This is a genomic window from Cupriavidus consociatus, from assembly GCF_017814975.1.
In the GTDB taxonomy this organism is placed as follows: Bacteria; Pseudomonadota; Gammaproteobacteria; order Burkholderiales; family Burkholderiaceae; genus Cupriavidus; species Cupriavidus consociatus.
The window spans coordinates 128,196-149,634 of sequence record NZ_JAGIQA010000010.1; the positions used below are offsets into that span (position 1 = coordinate 128,196).

At 69.0% G+C, this 21,439-nt stretch carries 21 protein-coding genes and 1 other RNA gene; 12 read left to right on the plus strand and 10 right to left on the minus strand.

The annotated features are described in order from the left end of the window. Nucleotides 1-58: 58 nt before the first annotated feature. The 4 genes from J8I82_RS15715 to J8I82_RS15730 all read left to right on the plus strand — a co-directional run bounded on the left by J8I82_RS15715 (nt 59) and on the right by J8I82_RS15730 (nt 5,236). Nucleotides 59-1,582 carry a malonyl-CoA decarboxylase domain-containing protein gene (locus tag J8I82_RS15715; RefSeq protein ID WP_209759004.1) on the plus strand — a complete coding sequence of 508 codons (1,524 nt, stop codon included), beginning with the start codon at nt 59-61 and terminating at the stop codon, nt 1,580-1,582. 150 nt (nt 1,583-1,732) lie between these two features. After that, nucleotides 1,733-2,746, plus strand: coding sequence for a Bug family tripartite tricarboxylate transporter substrate binding protein (locus J8I82_RS15720; protein WP_209759006.1), 1,014 nt, complete (start codon nt 1,733-1,735; stop codon nt 2,744-2,746). A 43-nt stretch (nt 2,747-2,789) separates the two neighbouring features. Further along, nucleotides 2,790-3,572 carry an enoyl-CoA hydratase/isomerase family protein gene (locus tag J8I82_RS15725; protein ID WP_209759008.1) on the plus strand — a complete coding sequence of 261 codons (783 nt, stop codon included), beginning with the start codon at nt 2,790-2,792 and terminating at the stop codon, nt 3,570-3,572. Nucleotides 3,573-3,682: 110 nt separating this feature from the next. After that, nucleotides 3,683-5,236 (plus strand): malonate--CoA ligase, encoded by a 1,554-nt coding sequence (locus J8I82_RS15730; RefSeq protein ID WP_209759010.1) that lies wholly within the window; start codon nt 3,683-3,685, stop codon nt 5,234-5,236. Nucleotides 5,237-5,301: 65 nt separating this feature from the next. Here the strand turns inward: J8I82_RS15730 and J8I82_RS15735 are convergent, their stop codons facing one another. The 6 genes from J8I82_RS15735 to J8I82_RS15760 all read right to left on the minus strand — a co-directional run bounded on the left by J8I82_RS15735 (nt 5,302) and on the right by J8I82_RS15760 (nt 8,685). Then, on the minus strand, nt 5,302-6,000 hold the full coding sequence (locus J8I82_RS15735; protein WP_209759012.1) for an SIMPL domain-containing protein: 699 nt from the start codon (nt 5,998-6,000) through the stop codon (nt 5,302-5,304). Between the two features lie 94 nt (nt 6,001-6,094). Beyond that, entirely contained in the window at nt 6,095-6,919 is an 825-nt protein-coding gene (locus tag J8I82_RS15740) for a sulfite exporter TauE/SafE family protein (protein WP_209759014.1), read from the minus strand. A 17-nt stretch (nt 6,920-6,936) separates the two neighbouring features. Then, nucleotides 6,937-7,377, minus strand: coding sequence for an EVE domain-containing protein (locus tag J8I82_RS15745; RefSeq protein WP_209759201.1), 441 nt, complete (start codon nt 7,375-7,377; stop codon nt 6,937-6,939). A 140-nt stretch (nt 7,378-7,517) separates the two neighbouring features. Further along, nucleotides 7,518-7,735, minus strand: a non-coding RNA gene (gene ssrS / locus J8I82_RS15750) — 6S RNA. A 303-nt stretch (nt 7,736-8,038) separates the two neighbouring features. Next, complete coding sequence (locus J8I82_RS15755; RefSeq protein WP_209759016.1) at nt 8,039-8,371, minus strand: cell division protein ZapA; 333 nt, start codon at nt 8,369-8,371, stop codon at nt 8,039-8,041. Further along, a complete protein-coding gene (locus J8I82_RS15760; protein ID WP_209759018.1) occupies nt 8,368-8,685 on the minus strand; it encodes an MreC domain-containing protein in 318 nt (105 codons plus the stop codon). Before J8I82_RS15760 ends, J8I82_RS15755 begins: the two co-directional genes overlap by 4 nt. 580 nt (nt 8,686-9,265) lie before the next feature. Here J8I82_RS15760 and J8I82_RS15765 point away from each other — a divergent pair. Genes J8I82_RS15765 through J8I82_RS15795 form a run of 7 tightly spaced genes read left to right on the plus strand, consistent with a single transcriptional unit; the run spans nt 9,266 to nt 16,127 of the window. Beyond that, entirely contained in the window at nt 9,266-11,173 is a 1,908-nt protein-coding gene (locus J8I82_RS15765; protein WP_209759020.1) for a TonB-dependent receptor domain-containing protein, read from the plus strand. Between the two features lie 15 nt (nt 11,174-11,188). Then, nucleotides 11,189-12,196 carry a FecCD family ABC transporter permease gene (locus J8I82_RS15770; RefSeq protein WP_209759022.1) on the plus strand — a complete coding sequence of 336 codons (1,008 nt, stop codon included), beginning with the start codon at nt 11,189-11,191 and terminating at the stop codon, nt 12,194-12,196. Then, complete coding sequence (locus J8I82_RS15775) at nt 12,193-13,041, plus strand: ABC transporter ATP-binding protein (protein WP_209759024.1); 849 nt, start codon at nt 12,193-12,195, stop codon at nt 13,039-13,041. The genes J8I82_RS15770 and J8I82_RS15775 overlap by 4 nt, the downstream gene beginning before the upstream one ends. After that, entirely contained in the window at nt 13,038-13,670 is a 633-nt protein-coding gene (cobO, locus tag J8I82_RS15780; protein ID WP_209759026.1) for a cob(I)yrinic acid a,c-diamide adenosyltransferase, read from the plus strand. Before J8I82_RS15775 ends, cobO begins: the two co-directional genes overlap by 4 nt. A 41-nt stretch (nt 13,671-13,711) precedes the next feature. Continuing rightward, the gene (cobT, locus tag J8I82_RS15785) at nt 13,712-14,752 is read left to right on the plus strand and encodes a nicotinate-nucleotide--dimethylbenzimidazole phosphoribosyltransferase (RefSeq protein WP_209759028.1); all 1,041 of its coding nucleotides are present in this window, start codon (nt 13,712-13,714) and stop codon (nt 14,750-14,752) included. Then, the gene (locus J8I82_RS15790; protein WP_209759030.1) at nt 14,749-15,564 is read left to right on the plus strand and encodes an adenosylcobinamide-GDP ribazoletransferase; all 816 of its coding nucleotides are present in this window, start codon (nt 14,749-14,751) and stop codon (nt 15,562-15,564) included. Before cobT ends, J8I82_RS15790 begins: the two co-directional genes overlap by 4 nt. After that, nucleotides 15,549-16,127, plus strand: a complete 579-nt coding sequence (locus J8I82_RS15795; protein WP_209759032.1) for a histidine phosphatase family protein — start codon at nt 15,549-15,551, stop codon at nt 16,125-16,127. Before J8I82_RS15790 ends, J8I82_RS15795 begins: the two co-directional genes overlap by 16 nt. A gap of 32 nt (nt 16,128-16,159) precedes the next feature. Here the strand turns inward: J8I82_RS15795 and J8I82_RS15800 are convergent, their stop codons facing one another. From J8I82_RS15800 to cobU, 4 genes are read right to left on the minus strand one after another with little or no spacing between them, the layout of a single operon-like run. Next, on the minus strand, nt 16,160-17,074 hold the full coding sequence (locus J8I82_RS15800) for a cobalamin-binding protein (RefSeq protein ID WP_209759034.1): 915 nt from the start codon (nt 17,072-17,074) through the stop codon (nt 16,160-16,162). An 8-nt stretch (nt 17,075-17,082) separates the two neighbouring features. Beyond that, nucleotides 17,083-18,111: a threonine-phosphate decarboxylase CobD gene (cobD, locus tag J8I82_RS15805; RefSeq protein WP_209759036.1), complete on the minus strand. Its 1,029-nt coding sequence runs from the start codon at nt 18,109-18,111 to the stop codon at nt 17,083-17,085. Then, on the minus strand, nt 18,108-19,082 hold the full coding sequence (gene cbiB / locus J8I82_RS15810; RefSeq protein ID WP_209759038.1) for an adenosylcobinamide-phosphate synthase CbiB: 975 nt from the start codon (nt 19,080-19,082) through the stop codon (nt 18,108-18,110). Before cbiB ends, cobD begins: the two co-directional genes overlap by 4 nt. Then, nucleotides 19,076-19,741 carry a bifunctional adenosylcobinamide kinase/adenosylcobinamide-phosphate guanylyltransferase gene (gene cobU, locus J8I82_RS15815; protein WP_209759040.1) on the minus strand — a complete coding sequence of 222 codons (666 nt, stop codon included), beginning with the start codon at nt 19,739-19,741 and terminating at the stop codon, nt 19,076-19,078. Before cobU ends, cbiB begins: the two co-directional genes overlap by 7 nt. Before the next feature lie 85 nt (nt 19,742-19,826). On the opposite strand from cobU, the gene J8I82_RS15820 reads away from it, so the two are divergent. Further along, nucleotides 19,827-21,335 (plus strand): cobyric acid synthase, encoded by a 1,509-nt coding sequence (locus J8I82_RS15820; RefSeq protein ID WP_209759042.1) that lies wholly within the window; start codon nt 19,827-19,829, stop codon nt 21,333-21,335. Nucleotides 21,336-21,439 lie beyond the last annotated feature (104 nt).

The following is a 21,439-nucleotide window of genomic DNA, read 5'->3' on the forward strand; positions in this document are numbered from 1 at the left end:
GCAGCATGGCAAGTCCTCTACGTTCCACGTTCCGATCGTTGCACAAGGCAGGTACCGCATGAACTCCTTCGACACGGGTGACCAGAAAATCAGCGCGCCGCTGGGCGAGAGCGAGCCGGCCGGCAGTAATTTCCTGTCGCGGCTGGGCCGCTGGTGGGGCCGCAAAGGCGAGGCCGAGGCCGCGACCAAGGCAGCCAACGGCGTGGCGCACGCCGACGGCGGAGTGCCGCTGGCAACGCGCGTGGCGCGGCGCCAGCGCGAGCAGTTGCGGCTGTGCTTCGATGCCCGCCTGACCGACGGTGCCGCCAATGCCGCTGCGCAGGCATGGCAGGCCGAGTACGAGGCCGCGGGCGAGGCCACCCGGCGTGCCATGCTGGAGCTGCTCGCGGAGGTCGCCAGCAGCAGCGGCGAAAAGGCCGCGGACGCCAAAGGCGAGGGCAAGGGTGATGGAAAGGGTGAAGCCAAGGGGGAAGCCAAGGGGGAAGCCAAGGCTGACGCGAAGCCCGACGGCAAGGGCGGCCATTCCGGGCTTACCCACGCCCTGTCCAGCGCCCGCATCCGCTTCTTCAAGCGTCTGGCCGCTCTCCACGGCCAGCGCGGCAGCAGCGCCTGCGGGCTGCACTTCCTGATCCAGCTGCGCGCCGACATGCTGCGCTGGCAGCGGCGGGTGCCTGGGCTGCGCGTGCTCGACGACGACCTCGAGGCGCTGTTCTCCAACTGGTTCGACGTGGGCCTGCTGGAATTGCAGCCGATCACCTGGGACTCGCCCGCCTCGCTGCTGGAGAAGCTGATCCGCTACGAGGCCGTGCACGAGATCGCCTCGTGGACAGACCTGCGCAACCGGCTCGACTCCGACCGCCGCTGCTACGCCTTCTTCCATCCGCGCATCCCGCGCGAGCCGCTGATCTTCGTCGAGGTCGCGTTCGTTCCCGAGATGGCCGCCAATGTCCAGACATTGCTCGACGAGGCCGCGCCGCTGGAAGACCTGCGTCGCGTGAAGTGGGCCATCTTCTATTCGATCAGCAACACGCAGGCCGGCCTGCGCGGCGTCAGCTTCGGCAATTTCCTGCTCAAGCGCGTGATCGAGGAACTGCAGCGCGAATTCCCCAAGGTCAAGCAGTTCGCCACGCTGTCGCCGATTCCCGGGTTTGCCGACTGGCTGCGCAAGCAGGATGCCGATGCGGTGTCGCGCGCGCTCGGCGACAAGCGCCTGGCGCGCTGGCGCGAGCGCCACGGCGAGGCGCCGGCGGACGGGGCAGGGTGGCTGGCGGCGCTGTCGCCTGAAGCGCCCGCCGATGCCGACCCGCTGACGCGCGATACCGCGATGGCGCTGGCCGCGCATTACCTGGTGCGCGAGCGCCACCAGGCGCTGCCGGCGGACCCGGTGGCACGCTTCCATCTCGGCAACGGCGCCTGTGTCGAGCGGCTCAACTGGGCTGCCGACCTGTCGCGAAAAGGCCGAAGCCAGAGCTGCGGCATGATGGTGAATTACCTTTACGTGCCCGAGGCGCTGGATGACAATCTGGCACGCTTGGGTGCTGGCAACCCGCGCATCGGCCGTAGCGTCGGGAAGCTGCTGTGACCCTGGTCCGGTCACGGGGATGGCCCCCGCCAGCGCGACGCTGCGCGCCGCGCTTCCTTGTCGGGACTTGGCAGTAGACCCATGCCACGGCGCCTGCTCGTGGCAATTTCGATCGACTTTCCGAAGAAAAGAGAGAGAGGAGACAGCAAGATGAATCGTCGTCAGTTCAGCCTGGCCGCCTGCGCGCGCGCAGCGGGCATGGCACTGGGTGTGGCCGGCATCGGCGCCGCCACGCTGTTCGCGGCACCCGCCGCACATGCCGATGCCTGGCCGTCCAAGCCGGTTACCGTGATCGTGCCGTTCCCGGCCGGCGGCGGCACCGATGCCTTTGCGCGCCCGCTGACCGCGCAGCTGTCCAAGCAGCTGGGCAAGCAGTTCGTGATCGACAACCGCGGCGGCGCCGGCGGCACGGTCGGTGCCAGCGTGGCGGCCAAGGCCGCGCCGGACGGCTACACCGTGTTCATCGGCGGTGCGCACCATGCGATCGCGCCGTCGTTCTACAAGAAGCTGGACTACGACATCGAGAAGGATTTCATCCCGGTGACGGTGATCGCCCAGCCGCCGCAGGTGGTGGTGGTCAATCCCAACCGCGTCAAGGCCAATACGCTGCAGGAGCTGATCGCCTATGCCAGGGCCAATCCCGGCAAGCTCAACTACGGCTCGGCCGGCAACGGCTCGGCCCACCACCTGGCGGGCGAGCTGTTCAAGATCCAGACCAAGACCTTCATCACCCATATCCCGTACAAGGGCGCCGGCCCCGCGCTGTCCGACCTGATCGCGGGCCAGGTCGACCTGATGTTCGACGGCCTGGGCTCGTCGGCACAGCATATCCGTGCCGGCCGCATCAAGGCGCTGGCGGTGGCATCGAGCAAGCGCTCGGCAGCCTTCCCCAATGTGCCGACCGCGGCCGAGGCCGGGGTGCCGAACTACGAGGTCTCGACCTGGTATGCGATGTGGGTGCCCAAGGGTACGCCCAAGGAGATCGTCGAGCGCCTGTACGCCGAGACCGAGAAGGCGCTGAACACGCCGGAAATCAAACAAGTCTGGCTCAACAACGGCTCCGAGACGCCGGTCTTCACGCAGGAGCAGTTCGCGCAGTTCCAGCGTGCCGAGATCCGCCGCTGGGCGCAGGTGGTGCAGCAGTCCGGCGCCAAGATGGACTGACGGAGCGCGAGGCCATGCTGATCCGATGCACCGGGGCGCCGCGATGAGCGGCATCGTCCTGTTTGCCACACAGGGCACCACGGCGACCGTGACGCTGTCGCACGCCGGCAAGCTCAATGCCATTTCCGCGCAGATGTGGCGCGAGCTGGCGGCGGGCTTCGCCCGGCTGGCCGCCGATCCCGCGCTGCGCTGCGTGGTGGTGCGCGGCGCCGACGGCAACTTTGCCGCCGGCGCCGACATCGCCGAGTTTCCCGCCGAACGTGGCGAGGAGGCTGCGGTGCGGCACTACCACATGGCCACCATCGCGCCGGCGCTGGCCGCGGTGGCGCAATGCCCGCACCCGACCGTGGCGATGATCGAGGGCGTATGCGTAGGCGGCGGCCTGGAGATCGCGTGCCATTGCGACCTGCGCATCGCCGCCTCCGACAGCCGCTTCGGCGTGCCGATCAACCGGCTCGGCTTCCCGATGGCGCCGGGCGAGCTGCAAGGCCTGCTGGCGCTGGCCGGGCGCGCCGCCACGCTAGAAATCCTGCTGGAAGGCCGTGTCTTCGACGCCGCCGAGGCGCGTGCCAAGGGGCTGCTGACGCGCGTGGTGGAGCCAGGCGCACTGGCCGCCGAAGTCGATGCCACGGTGCGTCGCATTACGGCTGGCGCACCCGCCGCGGCGCGCATCAACAAGGCCACCATCCGCCGCCTGGCGCCGATGCCGGCGCCGCTGTCGCCGACCGAGCTCGACGCGCACTTCGTCTATGCTGAGGGCGCCGACCATGCCGAGGGCGTGGCCGCCTTCCTGGCGCGCCGGCCGCCGCAATTCCGGGGGGAGTAGTCCGGCAAATCTGCCAGAATGCGGGGTTGCCATGCCTGCACCATCTGGCATCGGGGGCTTTTGCCCCTGCGTGACCCATACCGTTCCAAGCCTTTCGTTCGATCCACATCATGAACGCCAACCTGTTCGCCCTGTTCGAAACCCGCTTTCCCGCCGACCGCACCGCCTGCTGCATCGAGACCCACGACGGCCTGTACTACAGCTGGGACGACCTCGACCGCGCCACCGCCAAGCTGGCCAACCTGCTGGCCTCGCTGAACCTGCCCGAAGGCGCGCGCGTGGCGGTTCAGGTCGAGAAGTCGCCCGAGGCCCTGTTCCTGTACCTGGCTACCCTGCGCGCGGGCTACGTCTACCTGCCGCTGAATACCGCCTACCAGGAGGCGGAAATCGACTATTTCGTCGGCAACGCCGAGCCGTCGGTGGTGGTGTGCAGCAGCAAGAATTTCGCCTGGGTCTCCAAGGTCGCGTTCCGCCACGGCGTCAACCATGTCTTTACGCTGGACGATGACCGCAGCGGCTCGCTGCTGGCACGCGCCGCCGGCAAGCGCGACAACTTTGCCACCGTCGCGCGCGAGGACGATGATCTCGCCGCCATCCTCTACACCTCGGGCACCACCGGCCGCAGCAAGGGCGCGATGCTGACGCACCGCAACCTGGCCTCCAATGCGCAGACGCTGCACGAATACTGGGGCTGGCGCAGCGATGACGTGCTGCTGCATATGCTGCCGATCTTCCATGTGCACGGCCTGTTCGTGGCCTCGCACGGCGCACTGCTGGCAGGCGCCAAGATGATCTGGACGCCCCGGCTCGACATGGCGCAGGTGCTGAAATTCCTGCCGCGCTCGACCGTGATGATGGGCGTGCCGACCTACTATGTGCGCCTGCTGCAGGAGCCGCGCTTCGACGACGACACCTGCCGCCGCATGCGGCTGTTTGTGTCAGGCTCGGCGCCGCTGCTGCTGGAAACCTTCGACGCCTTCCGCGAACGCACCGGCCATACCATCCTGGAGCGCTACGGGATGAGCGAGACGGTGATGCTGGTGTCCAACCCGTATGACCTGGCGCTGGGCGAGCGCATCGGCGGCACCGTCGGGATGCCGCTGCCGGGCGTGTCGGTGCGCGTGGTCGATGGCGAAGGCAAGGCGTGCGCGCCGGGCGAGATCGGCAATGTCGAAGTGAAGGGCCCCAACGTGTTTCACGGCTACTGGCGCATGCCGGAGAAGACCAGGGAAGAGTTCACCGGGGACGGCTGGTTCAAGACCGGCGATGTCGGCCGCTTTGGCGGCGCCATCGTCAGCCAGGCGGGTGAGCGCCAGGTGCCGGACAGCTACCTGACCATCGTCGGCCGCAGCAAGGACCTGATCATCTCGGGCGGCTACAACGTCTACCCGAAGGAAATCGAGAGCTTTATCGACGAGATGCCGGGCGTGGCCGAGAGCGCCGTGATCGGCGTGCCGCACGCGGACTTCGGCGAGGCAGTGGTGGCGGTGGTGGTGACGAAGCCGGGTGCGGAGATCGATGAGTCGGAAATGATCGGTACGCTCAAGGGACGCATCGCCAACTTCAAGGTGCCCAAGCGCGTGCATGTGGTGGACGAGCTGCCGCGCAATACGATGGGGAAGGTGCAGAAGAACGTGTTGCGGCAGCAGTTCGCGACGCTCTGACGTTCCGGGGTCTGCTGCCCCTCCCGCTTGCGGGAGAGGCAGCACGCAAGCGGTGCCCCGCCGGCTTACTTCAGCATCTGCACCGACCCGTTCACCGATACCGTCACCTGTGTCTTGCCGCCTTCCACCGGGACTGGCACCGCGGCATCGGCCATCATTGCCTTGGCTGCGCCATACATGCGCGGCATCGGCGGCACCACGCCGCTTTCGCTCACGTTGACTTCCCGGATGGTGTAGCTGTTGTAGCCAAACAGCTTGGTGGTCGACTGCGCCTTGTTGCGGAACGACGCCACTGCCTGTTCGGCCAGCTTGGCCTCGGCCGCTTCGCGCGCTTCACGCGACAGCGAGAACGCGATGTTCTGCACCTGCATCTGGCTGGCCAGCTCACCCGCCAGCTTCGACACCGCCGAGAAATCGCGCGACTTCAGGATGACCTCGGAACGCCCGCGCCATGTGCTGATGCGGCCGTTGCGGTCGGTGCTCGGGTGGATGGTGAAGCCGCCCGATTCCGCGGTCACGCCCTGCGTGCGCTTGGCCTGTGCCAGCACGGCCTGGGTGCGCGTGGACAGCGCCGTCGAAATCGCCGCGGGCTCTGCGCCTTCCTGTTCGGCGGCGAGCGTCAGGTGCACGATGTCGGTCGGCACTTCGCTCACGGCCTGTGCCGACAGTGACAGCACGCCGGACGGCGTTTCGGCCGGCCCGCCATGCGCCGAAGCGACGATGGCGGTGGTGCCCAGCAGGGTGGCGGCAAGCCATTGTTTCATCTTGTTCTCCCGAAAAAACGTAGTGGCTATCAGACGGAACCGGCGCCTGAAACGTTCCGCGAGATTGCAAACGAATGTTGCGGACCCGGTGCTGTCAGAACGCCTGCCAAGCCTTCCACAGCATGTAGGACGCCAGGCACAGCAGCAGCACCGCAAAGGCCTTGCGCAGCTGCCCGACATCCATCCGGTGCGCGGTGCGCGCTCCCAGCGGCGCGGTCAGCATGCTGGCCGCGACAATGACGAGCAACGCCGGCAGGTAGATGTAGCCGATCGACCCCGACGGCAGCCCCGGCATCTGCCAGCCGCTCCAGACATAGCCCGCCACGCTGGCGGCGGCGATCGGGAAGCCCAGTGCCGCCGACGTCGCCACCGCGTTGTGGATCGGCACGTTGCACCAGGTCATGAACGGTACCGAGACAAAGGCGCCGCCCGCGCCGACCAGGCTCGACAGGAACCCGATCACGCCGCCCGTGCCCAGCATGCCCGCCGCGCCCGGCAGTTGCCGGCTCGGCGCGGGGCGGTGGCTGCGCAGCATCTGCAGCGCGGAAAACCCGACAAACACGGCAAAGGCCAGCGACAGCCAGCTGGTCTTGAGCGCGGCAAAGACCTTGCCGCCGCCGATCATGCCGCCCAGCACGATGCCCGGTGCCAGCGCCAGCACCACCGGCCAGCGCACCGCGCCGCGCTTGTGGTGCGCGCGCACCGACGACAGCGACGTGAACAGGATGGTGCCCATCGACGTGGCAATCGCCATATGGACGATGGCTTCCGTGGGAAAGCCCAGCGCGGTGAACAGCAGCGTCAGGAACGGCACCATCATCATGCCGCCGCCGACGCCGAGCAGTCCGGCGCAGAAGCCGGTAAAGGCGCCGAGGGCCAGCAGCGCGGGAACCAGCACCGGCAGGGTGGCAAGCTGCATGGGTCAGCGCGCTGGTTTCAGCGCATCAGCTTGCCGGTAATGAAGCGCCATTCCGCCGGCGTAACCGGCGTGATCGAGAGCCGGTTGCCACGGCGCAGCACCACCATGTCGGCCAGTTCTTCATGCTCGCGCAGCGCCGCCAGCGGGATCAGCGCGCTCTTGCGCTCGAAGCGCACGTCGACCAGCAGCCAGCGCGGCACATCGGGCTTCGACGCGGCGTCGTAGTACGGGCTCCTGGAATCGAACTGGGTCGGGTCGGGGTAGGGCGTGGAGCAGACCTCGGCCAGGCCGGCAATGCCGGGCTCGGGGCACGACGAGTGGTAGAACAGCACACCGTCGCCGATCTGCATGGTGTCGCGCATGAAGTTGCGCGCCTGGTAGTTACGCACGCCGGTCCACGGCAGCGTTCCCTCGCGGGCGAGGTCGTCGATGCTGGCCTCGTCCGGCTCCGATTTCATCAGCCAGTACTGGCGGGCGCGTTTGTTCTGGTTCGGGCTCACGGCGCGGTTCGTGGATGAAGGGGTCGGGGTGCGCGGGCATGGCCGCGCGCGTGCGCAAAGAAAAAAGGCGATGGTTCAGAAAACCACCGCCTTTTTAGGGGGTCCCCGCCTCGGCCGCTGGGTCGGCATCCTGAACCCAAGTGAGGTTCAGAGTGGCTGCGGAAGTCGCATTTCGGGTACATCATCCACTCAGGGAGTCCAAGCCAGGCCCGGACTATGAATGCGACGACGCGCTCGCCCACGCGACATGATCCCGCACCATGCAATGCATATCGGTTCAAGGAGTTTATGACCCTCACGAACCAGGCAGGGAAACTGTCAAACGTCTGACGCTACAACCGCTTCGACCGGTCGGGTAGGTGACCTGCCTGCGGGATGTCAGACGTTTGCCGTTTCTAACTAGGATGGGATGAAAACGGCGGCCGGGCGCGATAACCTGGCCAGTCAGCTGCACTTCTGTGGTGCCTCGTGCAGTCTGGCTACACTATACACCGCGTCGCAGGCCTTACCAAGTCCACACGCGCGTATCGTTACATTTTGCGCGACAGCGCGGCATCCGCTGCACATCCTCCATTTTCACGGTATATGGGGCTGCCAGGCCGGGTTTCAACCGGCCCCTTCAGCCCCGCGTGCCGGTACCCACGTGCGCGTACTGCCGCAACGCTTCGTCGGCGCGGTCGTTCAGCTCGCGGATGCGAGCGTGGATGGCCTCGACCGGGATCGTGCCCTCGGCTTGTTGCTTGCGCTGCAAGGCCAGCAGATCGGACGCGATCGAAATCGCGGCCATCACCGCCACGCGCTCGACGCCTTTGGCGGCCATGCCGTTGCGCAGCTTGTTCATCTGCGTGTCGACCAGTGCCACGGCCTCGAGCAGCGCGGCCTCGTTCTCGGGCGCGATGGCAAAGCGGTACGGCTGGCCGGCGATATTGACTTCGACTTGCTTGTTGCTCATGCGTGTTCTCCGGAGGCCTTGTGCGGCTCTGCGCCTGCCGTGGCGCCCTCGCCCAGCAGGTCGAGCTGGCGCGTGTCGCTGGCCGTCGGCAGCTTGTCAAGGATGGACTGGATGCGCAGTTGCGCTTCCTCGATCTTGATGTTGAGCAGTTCGCGGTCGGCGGCCATGGCCTCGCGCTCGCTGCGCAACAGCGCGGCTTCACCCTCCAGCCGGGCGATCTCGTCGCGCAGCCGCTGGTTTTCCGCCGCCAGGGTGTCCGCATGGTGCAGCACGCGCCCGATCTTCGCGGCCAGTTGTTCGAGTTCGTTGAGCATAGGGCCTGTCATGATGGGATAAAAGTCAGGTAACGCGATTCTAGCCGATGCGCCGGCGCGCACAATGCGAAGGAAAGCGTTTGTGACCGGGTACCTGCATGGAAGTTGCAGCCTTCTGCACCCAAAACCCCGGCAGAGTTGTGACAAAGCACTATGGGCGCCGCGTTGACGCAGGTAGCGAAACTCCCTACACTCGCGCACGTTCCAGGTGCTCGCCCTTTTCGTCCCTGGCGAAAGGGCAGTTCAACGGGAAACAGGGAGCCTTGCCAGCCGCGCGCCGGAAGGGCCAACCTGTGCTGCCCCCGCAACGGTAAGCGACCGCGTGCGCATCCGCCAGCGCCAGCCACTTCCGCAGCCAGCCTGCCGGAAGGGCCGCCGGCAACGACCGGGATCCGATCCCGGCCACATGTCCACGCAGGACCGGCCACACGCCACTGAACCTCAGGTTCGGGAAGGCGCCGGTTCCGAGTCGCCAGCCCGGATACCGGCCTGAACGCGGGCTGCCGCCGTGCGCGGCACGCCTCATCGCCATATGGTCCGCGGGGGAACGGGCCCGGCCGTTCCTACCTAGTCCTGCATCATGCGTTCATCGCTCCACAGGTCGACCCGCCCGGCAGCCCCGGCGGTGCGTCCGCTCGTGCCCGCAACCTCGTCTGCGATTGCGGCAGCCATTGCCTCGTTCACCCTGGTCCCGGCCACCTCGTTCGCGCAAGCCGCCGACAGCGGCAGCGCCCAACAGCTGGCCCCGGTGGTGGTGACTTCCACCCGCACCGCGCAATCCATTACCGAGGCGCTGCCGCACACGACGGTGGTGACGCAGGAAGATATCGTCAATTCGCAAGCGCCGGACCTGCGCACGCTGCTGCGCAACCAGGCCGGCGTGGAATTCTCGGCCAACGGCGGCATGGGCAGCAACACCACGCTGTTCATGCGCGGCGCCAATTCCAACCAGACGCTGATCCTGATCGATGGCGTGCGCGTGTCATCGGCCAGCAGCGGCACCGCGCAGCTGGCCAACATCCTGCCCGACCAGATCGACCGGATCGAAGTGGTGCGCGGCAACGTGTCGGCACTGTACGGCTCGGACGCGATCGGCGGCGTAGTGCAGATCTTTACCAAGAGCGGTGCGGGACAGGCCCCGGCGGCCAATGCGTCGGTGGAGTATGGCAGCAACAACACGCGCCAGGGCACGGTCGGCTACGGCGGGCAGGTGGGCGACACCTCGTTCAACCTGACCGGTTCGGCGTTCAAGACCGACGGCTTTTCGTCGATCAATACGCAGCAGGCGCCGCGCGCCAACCCCAACGACAACCCGTACGAAAACCAGAGCGTGTCGGGCCAGGTGAAGCACCGCTTCACGCCCGACTGGGATGCGGGCTTCAGCGGCTACTACTCCAAGAGCAAGCTGTCGTTCGACAGCGCCTTCGGCCGCCCGACCGACGACAACCGCACCAACAGCGAGCTGTACGCGCTGTCGGCCTTCGTCAACGGCAAGGTCGGCGCCGACTGGACCACGCATTTCAAGCTGTCGCAGAGCGCGGACAACAGCGACACCTTCCTGAACGGGCGCGCCAACGGCACCTTCAATACCCGCAACCGCCAGTTCAACTGGCAGAACGAGTACGCGGTCGCCGCCAACCACACGCTGCTGTTCGGTACCGACTACCTGCAGCAGGAGCTGGTTTCGAGCGCCTACGGCGCGCCCACGCGCAACGTCTTCTCGGTGTTCGGCGGCTATGACGGGCGCATCGGCAAGCACCAGCTGCAGCTCAACGCGCGCAACGACCACTATTCCGACTTCGGCAACCAGGGCAGCTTCTTCGCCGGCTACGGCTATAACGTGACCGATGCGTTCAAGCTGATCGCCAACGTCAGCAACGCCTTCCGCGCGCCGACCTTCAACGAGCTGTACTTCCCCAATTTCGGCCAGCCCAACCTGCAGCCCGAGCGCGCCAAGTCGGTCGAGGCGGGGGTGCAGTACACCACCGCCACGGCGGGGCTGCTGCGCGTGACCGCGTTCGAGACCCGCTACGACGACCTGATCGTGTCGGCGCTGCAGCCCAACGGCATGTTCCTGGCCGAGAACGTCAACAAGGCCAAGGTGCAGGGCATCGAGGCCTCGTGGCGCGCCACCGTCTACGGCACCGACCTCGGCGCCAGCGTGACCTTCCAGAATCCGGTCGACGAGCAGAACAACACCCAGCTGCTGCGCCGCGCCCGCCGCCACGCCGCGCTGGACGTGGGCCGCAACTTTGGCAACTGGCGCTTCGGCGGCGAATGGCTGGTATCGTCGTCGCGCATGGATGCCGGCTCGCGCCGCCTGGGCGGATACGGTATCGTCAACCTCAACGCCCGCTACAACCTCGACAAGCAATGGTTCGTTGCCGCCCGCGTCGAAAACCTGTTCGACAAGGACTACCAGCTCGCCTACCCCTACAACACGCAGGGGCGCGCGGGCTTCATCACGCTGGGCTGGCGCCAGCGATGAGCGCACGGGCGCGCCATGTCTGAGTTCCGGCGCGCCCTGGCGGTGTGGCTGGCGCTTGCCCTGGCGTCAGCCGCAGTCTTCGCGGCCTCCCTTGCGCTTGGCAGCGTCTCGCTCGATGCGCGCGAGCTGTGGCAGGCGCTCAGCGGCGCCGACACCGGTACCGCCGGCGCCATCGTGCGCGAACTGCGCCTGCCGCGCGCGGCTGCGGCCTTTGCCTGCGGCGGGCTGCTGGCGCTGTCCGGCGCGCTGATGCAGGTGCTGCTGCGCAACCCGCTGGCCGAGCCTTATGTGCTGGGCGTCTCCGGCGGCGCGTCGGTCGGCGCCTTGCTGGCGATGCTGGTGCTGGCGCCGTGGTGGGGCGTGCAGACGGCCGCCGCCGTCGGCGCGCTGTGCTCGATGCTGCTGGTGGCGACGCTGGCGCGGCGCGACCTGCTGCACCCGCAGGTGCAGGGCGGCCATCGCGAAGCGGGCGCGCGCCTGCTGCTGACGGGCGTGATCCTCGCCGCAGGGTGGGGCGCGGTGATCACGCTGATCCTTGCCGTGGCGCCGGAATCGCGGCTGCGCGGCATGCTGTTCTGGCTGACCGGCGACCTTGGCGGCACCGCCAGCTACGGCGGCCCGCTGGCGACGATGATCGTCGCGCTGCTGCTGGCCATGCCGATGGCGCGTGCGCTCAACGTGATGCTGCTCGGCGAGACCGTGGCGCAGTCGCTGGGCGTGCGCGTGGGCCGGGTGCGGCTGCTGACCTTCCTGCTGGCCTCGGTGTGCATTGCCGTGGCCATCACCACTGCCGGCTCGATCGGCTTTGTCGGCCTGGTCGTGCCGCACCTGGTACGGCTGGCGTGGGGCAACGACCAGCGCCTGCTGCTGCCGGCGGCGGTGCTGCTGGGCGGTGCGTTGCTGATGGCGGCCGACCTGATCGCGCGCACCGTGATCGCCCCGGCGCAGCTGCCGGTGGGCGTGATCACCGCGCTGCTGGGCGTGCCGACTTTCCTGTATCTGCTGTTGCGGAGGCCGCGATGAGCGCGAACGCCGATTGGTCGCAGCCGCTCGCGGCCTGCCCCGTGCTGGCGCTGCGCGAGGTGCGGCTGCGCACGGGCCAGCGCGTGCTGGTCGAGCACCTGACGCTGGACATCGGCCCCGGCCAGTTGTGGTGCATCGCCGGGCCCAACGGCGCCGGCAAGTCCACGCTGATGACCGCGCTGGCGGGGCTGCGCCACGTGGATGGCGGCGCTGTCGAGATCGACGGCAAGCCTGCCGTGCAGGTGGCGCCGTCGGCGCTGGCGCGCCAGCGTGCCTACCTGCCGCAGGCAGTGCACGATACGTTCTCCATGTCGGTGCTCGATGCGGTGCGCGTAGGCCGCCACCCGCACCTGTCCGGCTGGGGCTGGACCGGCAGCGAGGACGACCGCGTGGTGCGCGACACGATCCGCGCCATGGATATCGAGGCACTGGCGGCCCGCGACGTGCTGACGCTGTCCGGCGGCGAGCGGCAGCGCGCGTCGCTGGCAGCGGCGCTGGCGCAGCAGGCGCCGCTGCTGCTGCTCGACGAGCCGGTCTCGCACCTCGACCTGCGCCACCAGATCCTGGTGCTGGAGCGGCTTGCCGCGCTGGCCCACGCCGGTCACCACGCCATTGTGGTGATCCTGCACGACCTGACGCTGGCGCTGCGCTACGCCACGCACGCCTTGCTGATGGCTGAGGACGGCACCGCGCTGCACGGCCCGGCGGCACAGGTACTGACTCCCGAACATTGCTCGCGCTCGCTGCGCACCCGCATCGTCAGCGTCAGCGACGGCGTGCATACTGCACTGATTCCCGATGGCGCCCCGGCGCCGCGACTCTTTACGCAAGACCCGAACCCATGACCGATTCCCACAACCCCGCCACCGACGACCCGGAGCGCGACGCGCGCCACAAGGCGCGCATGGTGCGCAAGAAAGAAGTGATCGACGCCAAAATCGCCGCCGCGCAGGACGAGCGCGGCGTGATCGTCATCACCACCGGCAACGGCAAGGGCAAGTCCAGCTCCGGCTTCGGCATGGTGGTGCGCGCGCTCGGCCACGGCATGCGCGCCGGCGTGGTCCAGTTCATCAAGGGCGCGCAGCCGACCGGCGAAGAGATGTTCCTGCGCCGCTTCCCCGACGAATGTGCATTCCACGTGATGGGCGAGGGCTATACCTGGGACACCCAGGACCGCGCGCGCGACGTGGCCAAGGCCGAAGCTGCGTGGGAAGTGGCCCGCGGCATGCTGCGCGACCCGGCGATCGGGCTGGTGCTGCTCGACGAACTCAACATCGCGCTCAAGCTGCACTATCTTGATGTGGACCAGGTCGTCGCCGACCTGCGCGCGCGCCCGCCGATGCAGCACGTGGTCATCACCGGACGCGGCGCGCCGCCGGCACTGGTCGAGGCGGCCGATACCGTCACCGACATGACGCCGGTCAAGCACGCCTTCCAACAGGGCATCAAGGCGCAGCGCGGCGTGGAAATGTAAAGCCCGGTTGCCCCGATACAGACTTCCAGAGCCACAGCATCATGCAGTTTCCCGAAATCACTCCCCTCGACAACACGCTGCGTCCCGCGCTGCAGGCCGCCATCGACGACAAGACCAAGCCGCTCGGCGCGCTCGGCCGGCTCGAATCGCTGGGCCTGCAGCTCGGCCTGATCCTTGGCACGCAGCGGCCGGTGCTGCAGCGGCCGACGGTGATCGTCTTTGCCGCCGATCACGGCGTGGCCGACACGGGCGTCAGCGCCTATCCGGCCGAGGTCACCGCGCAGATGGTCCGGAATTTCCTCGCCGGCGGCGCGGCGATCAATGTGTTCTCGCGTCAGCACGGCATTGCGCTGGAAATCGTCGACGCCGGCGTGCGCGTGCCGTTGCCGGCGGCACCCGGGCTGGTCAACTGCCGCATCGCCGACGGCACCCGCAACTTCGCGCAGGAACCGGCGATGACGCCGGAACAGGCCGCGGCGGCGATGACCGCGGGCATGGCGCGCGTGCTGAGGCATGCCCAGCAAGGCTGCAATGTGATCGGCTTCGGCGAGATGGGCATTGCCAATACCTCCGCCGCCGCTTGCCTGATGCAGCGGCTGACCGGGCTGCCGCTGGCGGACTGCATCGGCCGGGGCACCGGACTGGACGATGCCGGCCTCGCACGCAAGCGCGAGGTGCTGGAAGGCGCGCTCGCGCTGCACGCCGATGCGCAGGCGCCGCTCGATGTGCTGGCGACGTTCGGCGGCTTCGAGATCGCGATGATGGCCGGCGCCTTTCTCGCCGCCGCGGCCAGCCGCATGGTGATCCTGGTCGACGGCTTTATCGCCTCGGCGGCGCTGCTGGTGGCGCAGCGGCTTGACCCCAACGTGCTGCAGTACTGCGTGTTCACGCATTGCTCGCACGAACGCGGCCACCGCGCGCTGCTGGACCATTTTGGCGTCGAGCCGCTGCTGGCGCTGGATCTGCGCCTGGGCGAGGGCACCGGCGCCGCGCTGGCGTGGCCGCTGCTGGCATCCGCGGTGGCGTTCCTCAACGAGATGGCGACCTTCAGCGGCGCCGGCGTCAGCACGGCCTCGGCATGACTGTGCCGTCCGACCCCGCGCCCACGCCTGCCGGCCCTGGTGGCGAGCTGCGCTACTTTTTTACCGCGCTGGGCTATTTCACGCGTGTGCCGCTGCCGGGCCGGCTGGCACGATGGGTCGGATTCGAGCCGCATTACCTGCATGCCGCAGCGCGCTATTTCCCGCTGGTAGGCCTGCTGGTCGGCGGCGCCGGTGCGCTGGTCACGTGGGGCGCGCTGCAGTGGTGGCCGATCGGCGTGGCGGTGCTGCTGGGGATGGCGGCCACGCTGCTGCTGACCGGCGCCTTCCATGAGGACGGCCTGGCCGACTGCGTCGATGCCTTCGGCGGCGCATGGCAGCGCGAAGACGTGCTGCGCATCATGCATGACTCGCGCATCGGCGCGTTTGGCGCCATCGCGCTGGTGATGGCGCTGCTGCTCAAGTGGCAACTGCTGGTGGCGATCGGCATACAAGGCGGGCCGGCGATATTGCTGGCGGTGCTGGTGGGCGCGCACGCCGCCAGCCGCGCGATGGCGGTCAGCTACCTCGCCACGCTGCAGTACGTGCGCGCGGAAGGCAAGGCCAAGCCGGTGGCGCAGCGGCTCGCCGGCGCGGGGCTGGCGTTCGCGCTGCTGTGCGGGTTGGTGCCGCTGTGGCTGGTATCGCCGTCGTTCCTTGCGGCGGCCGTAGTGGCACTGCTGGTGTTGCGCGTGCTGCTCGGCCGCTACTTCGTGCGCCGCATCGGTGGCTATACCGGCGACTGCCTCGGCATGGCCCAGCAGTGCGCGGAGATCCTGATCTACCTGGTGGCATCGGCATGGACCTGGTCCTGATCCGCCATGCGCAGCCGGAGGTGGCTGCGGGCACTTGCTACGGCTGCCTCGATCTGCCGCTGGTGTCGCCACTGATGCCGCTTGCCGCACAGATCGCGACGGGCCTGCCGGCGCCTGCGCGCATCGTCAGCAGCCCGCTGACGCGCGCGCTCGGGACCGCACAGGCGCTGGTGCAAACCTTGCCGGCCGGCGTGCCGGCCATTGCCACTGAACCGCTGTTGCGCGAGCTGGACTTCGGCAGCTGGGAAGGCGTAGCGTGGGACGCGATCGACCGCGCCGCGCTGGATCAGTGGGCCGCGGACCTGCTGCATGCGCGCCCGCATGGCGGCGAGTCGCCGGCGCAGGCGATGGCGCGCGTGGTCGGCTGGGCCGACGCGCTCGATGTGCGGGACGATTGCTGCGTATGGGTGGTCGGCCATGCCGGGCCGATGCGCATGCTGGCCGCGCACTGGCTCGGCGTGCCGCTGTCGGTGACGGTCAACTGGGCGCTGGGCTTCGGCGCGAGCTGCCGCTTCCGGCTGGGCCCGGATGGAGCGCGGCTCGAATGGTGGAATCGAGAGTAGAACCGAATCGCGGATGAAGCCGCGCCGGCCGGTCAGCGCGCCGGACGCCGGCTGCGCGCCACGTCGAGGTCCTTGCAGATCTGCTCGATGCCTTGCACCACGCGCGGACCGGCGCGATTGACCAGGTCGCCGTCGATCACGAACAGGTTGTTGCGTGCCACCGCGGTGACTTGCTTCCAGCGCTGCCACATCGCGTAGTCGGGCAGCGGCTGGTCCGAGCGCGTGGCGCCCATGCCCGCGGTCAGCATGGCTTCCGGATTGCCGGCCACCACCGCCTCGACCGACACGGTCGGCACCAGCGGCGTCTCGGCCCCGAACAGGTTGCGCCCGCCGCACAGCGCCAGCATGTCGCTGACCAGGTGCTGGCCGTTGAGCGTCATCAGAGGCTGCTGCCAGACCTGGTAGAACACGGTCACCGGCGGCCGCGCCGCGTAGGTCTTGCGCAGCGTCTCCACCTGCTGCCGAAAGCTGTCGGCGGCACGCCGCGCGGTTGCTTCCGTGCCCAGCAGCGTGCCCAGCTTCTCCACGTTTTCCGGGATCGATGCCAGCTTGCGCGGCTCGCTATAGAACAGCGGCATGCCGAGGGCGCGCAGGCGGTCGGTCTGCTTCTGCGCATTGCCATGGCGCCAGACCACGATCAGATCAGGCTTGAGCGCGGCGATGCGCTCCAGGTCCAGCGCCTTGTTGTCGCCCACGCGCGGGATGTCGCGCGCCTGCGGCGGGTAGTCGCTGTAGTGGACCGTGCCGACGATGCGGTCGCCGCCGCCGGCGGCAAAGATCATCTCGGTCACGTGCGGCGCCAGCGAGACCACGCGGCGCGCCGGCTGCGCCAGCGTGATGGTCTGGCCGGCATCGTCGACCACCGATACGGCGGCATGCGCCGCGGGTGCGGCAAATAGGGCGGTGGCGGCCAGCGCCGGGGCTATGGCGAACTTCAAGGCGTGCATGGTAAGGGTCAGGCGATTACAGCGGCCATGGCGGCCAGCGCGGCATCGAGCCGTTGCCAGCATGCCGGCCGGTCAGGCGGCAGGCCCAGGCGCAGGCTGGGCAGGCAACCGCCGGCGGCTTCGAAGTATCGGGTCCAGACGCCATGGCGCGCCAGCGCTTCGTGCAGCGCCAGCGCCTCGGCATGGGGCACCCAGCAAAACAACGGATGGACCACGGCGGTCAGCCCGTGGCGCGCCAGCAGCGTGCCGAGCCGCGCGCCGGACAGGCCTAGCTGCGCCCGGTTGGCCGCCTGCCACTGGCGGTCCGCCAGCGCATGCCGGGCGACGGCGCGCGCCGGCCCCGAGACGGTCCAGTGGCCCAGCCGCTCCTGCAGCGTATCGAGCAACGGCTGGTGCGCCAGCACGAAGCCACAGCGGATACCGGCAAGGCCATAGAACTTGCCGATCGAGCGCAGCACCACCAGCCCTTCGGTGCCGCTGTCGGCGGCGACCGATGCCGCGGGCAGGCAATCGATGAATGCTTCATCGACCAGCAGCGTGCCGCCGCGTCCAGCAAGCGCGGCATGCCAGCGCAGCAGCGTTGCCGGCGGCAGCAGCCGTGCGGTCGGGTTGTTGGGATTGACGACGACCAGATGGTCGAGCGCATCGGCCAGGTCCGCGCGGGCGAAGTCCGCCTCGTCCAGCGGCACCACCGTGTGACCGGCCGCGGCGAAGGCCGGTGCGTACTCGCTGTAGCCGAGCGCGGCAATCCCGACGCGCCCCGGCCGCAGCAGGCCTGGCAGCGTACGGATCGCGGCCTGCGAACCGGCCACCGGCAAGGCTTGCGGCGCGCCGAATGCCTGGGCGGCCAGCTCGGCAAGCCCATCCTCGTCCTGCGGCAGCCGCTGCCACGCGGAAGCGGGCAGCGCCGGCACGGGATAGCCGTCGGGATGGATGCCGGTGGACAAGTCGAGCCAGTCGGCTTCAGCGCGGCCGTAGCGGCGCACCGCGGCCAACAGGTTGCCGCCATGGCGGATCGGGGGAAGGGCAGGGCTCACGTCGGTGCGGACACGGCAAGAACGGCCAGCGCGCTGGCGCCCGCAAGCGCCAGCCACAGCCACAAGGTGCGATGGACCAGCCGCAGGCACGCCATCACGTGTTCCGCTTGCGGCGCGCTGCCGGCACCCAGCTGCGGGCGTTGTTCCATCTCGCCGTGATAGCGCGCGGGACCGCCAAGCCGCACGCCGACCGCGCCGGCTCCGGCCGCCATCACCGGACCGGCATTGGGACTGGACCACGCCGGCGCCTGCGTGCGCCAGCAGCGCAGCGCCTGTGTGGTGGCGCCCAGCAGCGCGTACGACAGCGCGGTCAGGCGTGCGGGAACCAGGTTGAGCACATCGTCGATGCGTGCCGCCGCCCAGCCGAAATATTGCAGCCGCGGCGTGCGGTAGCCCCACATTGCATCGAGGGTATTGGCCAGCCGGAACACGATCACCGCCGGCGCTCCGCCGAGCAGGAACCAGAACAGCGCGCCGAAGATGGCATCGTTGCCGTTCTCCAGCGCCGATTCGCAGGCGGCGCGCGCGAGCGCTTCGGCATCGGCATCGGCGGTATCGCGCGAGACGATGCGCGCGGTCAGCGTGCGCGCGGCAGGCAGGTCCGCGGCGGCAAGGGCGCCGGCAATCGGGGCGATATGCTGGTGCAGGCTGCGCGCGCCAAGCGCGGCGTACAGCGCGATGGCGTGCAGCCCAAGTGCCGCGAGCGGGTGCCAGCTTGCTGCCGCATCGACCAGCCACCATGCGAGCGCCGCCGGCGCCAGCACCAGTACGCACCAGCAGGCAAGGCCCGCCACCCGCTGCCGCCATGGCGCGCCGCGGCGCCCGGGATCGTTGCAGCGTCGTTCGAGGGCCGAAGCGAGGCGGCCAAAGCCCACCAGCGGGTGGATGCGGCGCGGCTCGCCCAGCCACTGGTCAAGCAGAACGCCGGCCAGCGCCGCGGCCACGCAAGCCGGCCAGGCTTGCATCAGCATGCGGGATCGGCGCCCTTGACCGGGACCGGGATGCCCGCCACCAGCAGCCGCACGCGGTCCGCGGCGGCGGCCAGCTTCTGGTTCAGGCGTCCCAGTTCATCGACGTAGAAGCGGGTGATCGCGCCCATCGGCACCACGCCGAAGCCGATCTCGTTGGAGACCAGGATCACGTGGCCGGGCAGCGTGGGCAGCGCGGTCAGCAGCGACTCGATTTCTTCGGTGAAGGCATCGGGCGGCGTGATCACGCCATGATCGGGATAGCTGCGGCCGTCGGGGAACAGCAGGTTGTTCATCCACAGCGTCATGCAGTCCACCAGGATGCAGCCGTCGTGGCGCGCGTTGGCATAGAGCGCATCGGCCAGCCGCACCGGCTCTTCCACCAGGCGCCAGTCGACGGGGCGGCGGGCGCGGTGCAGCGCGATGCGGACTTCGAGTTCCTGGTCGGCCAGTGCGGGATCCTGGCGCGCGGTGGCGATGTACGTGACCGGCCCGCCGGTGATGCCGGCATGGTCGCTCGCCAGCTGTTCGGCGTAGTGGCTCTTGCCGGAGCGCGCGCCGCCCAGCACCAGCGTCAGCTGCCGCGCGCCGGATGTGCCGGCCGCAAGCGGCTTCGCCGCGCTGGCGGTTGCGGGTTCAGGGGCGATGGCCGGGGTTTCCATCCGCGTATTGTAGCCGCCGCATCCCACCCTCGCATCCCACCCTCGCATCCCGCCCTCGCATGAAGGCCGATGCGATAATCCGCCGATGCATACCGATTCCCCGCTTTCCTTGCCGCCGGGTGCCCTGCGCGGCACGCTGATGGTCCAGGGCACCACCTCCGATGCCGGCAAGAGCACCGTGGTCGCCGGGCTGTGCCGCGTGCTGGCGCGCGCCGGCACGCGGGTGGCGCCGTTCAAGCCGCAAAACATGGCGCTGAACAGCGCGGTGACAGCGGACGGGGGCGAGATTGGCCGTGCCCAGGCGCTGCAGGCGCAGGCCGCGCGCTTGGCGCCGCATACCGACATGAACCCGGTGCTGCTCAAGCCCAGCAGCGACACCGGCGCGCAAGTGATCATCCACGGCCGCGCGCGGCTCGACCTCGATGCCCGCGCCTATCACGCCTACAAGCCCGAGGCGATGAAGGCGGTGCTGGCCTCGCACGCGCGGCTGGAGCAGGCCTATGACGTGGTGCTGGTGGAAGGCGCCGGCAGCCCTGCCGAGATCAACCTGCGCGAGCGCGATATCGCCAACATGGGCTTTGCCGAGCGGGTCGATTGCCCGGTGGTGCTGGTCGCCGATATCGATCGCGGCGGGGTGTTCGCGCACCTGGTCGGCACGCTCGATTGCCTGTCGGACAGCGAACGCGCGCGCGTGACCGGCCTCATCATCAACCGCTTTCGCGGCGACATTGGCCTGCTCGAGCCGGGGCTGGACTGGCTCACCGCGCGTACCGGCAAGCCTGTGTTCGGCGTGCTGCCATACCTGCACGGCCTGCACCTCGATGCGGAGGACGCCATCGTCGGCACGCAGGCTGCGAAGGCCGGAGCGCAGCGGCTGCGCGTGATCGTGCCGGTGCTGCCGCGCATCGCCAACCATACCGATTTCGACGCGCTGCGCGCCCATCCCCAGGTGGACCTGCAGTTCATCGGTCCCGGCATGCCGGTCCCGCCCGCCGACCTGGTGGTGCTGCCCGGCAGCAAGAGCGTACGCGCCGACCTGGCCTTCCTGCGCGCCAACGGCTGGGAGGCGGCGCTGCAGCGGCACCTGCGCTACGGCGGCAAGCTGGTCGGCATCTGCGGCGGCATGCAGATGCTGGGCCGGCAGGTGCATGACCCCGATGGCCGCGAAGGCCCTGCCGGCAGCAGCGCGGGCCTGGGATGGCTCGACTACGAGACCACGCTCGCCGCCGAGAAACAGCTGCGCCAGGTCAGCGGGCGGCTGGCGGATACGGACGCGCCAGTGCGGGGCTACGAGATCCATCTCGGCGTCACCTCCGGCGCCGGGCTGGACCGGCCCGCGGTGTGGCTCGACCGCGGCGACGGCACCATGCGCCCCGACGGCGCCTGCTCGGCCGATGGCCAGGTCATGGCGACCTACGTCCATGGCCTGTTCGACGACCCGGCGGGCTGCCAGGCGTTGCTGCGCTGGGCAGGACTGGATGGCGCGCAGGCAGTGGACCTCGATGCGCTGCGCGAAGCATCGATCGAGCGGCTTGCCGACACCCTGGCGGCGCACCTCGACCTCGGCGCAATGTTCGCACCGCTGCAACGCTGAGCGCATGTTGCCGATCCGCCATTGCGCGGATCGTGCCGACTCCACGCAACATCTCCCTGTTAGAATCGCGAATCCTTCCCATTTGCATTCCGTCTCGATATGAC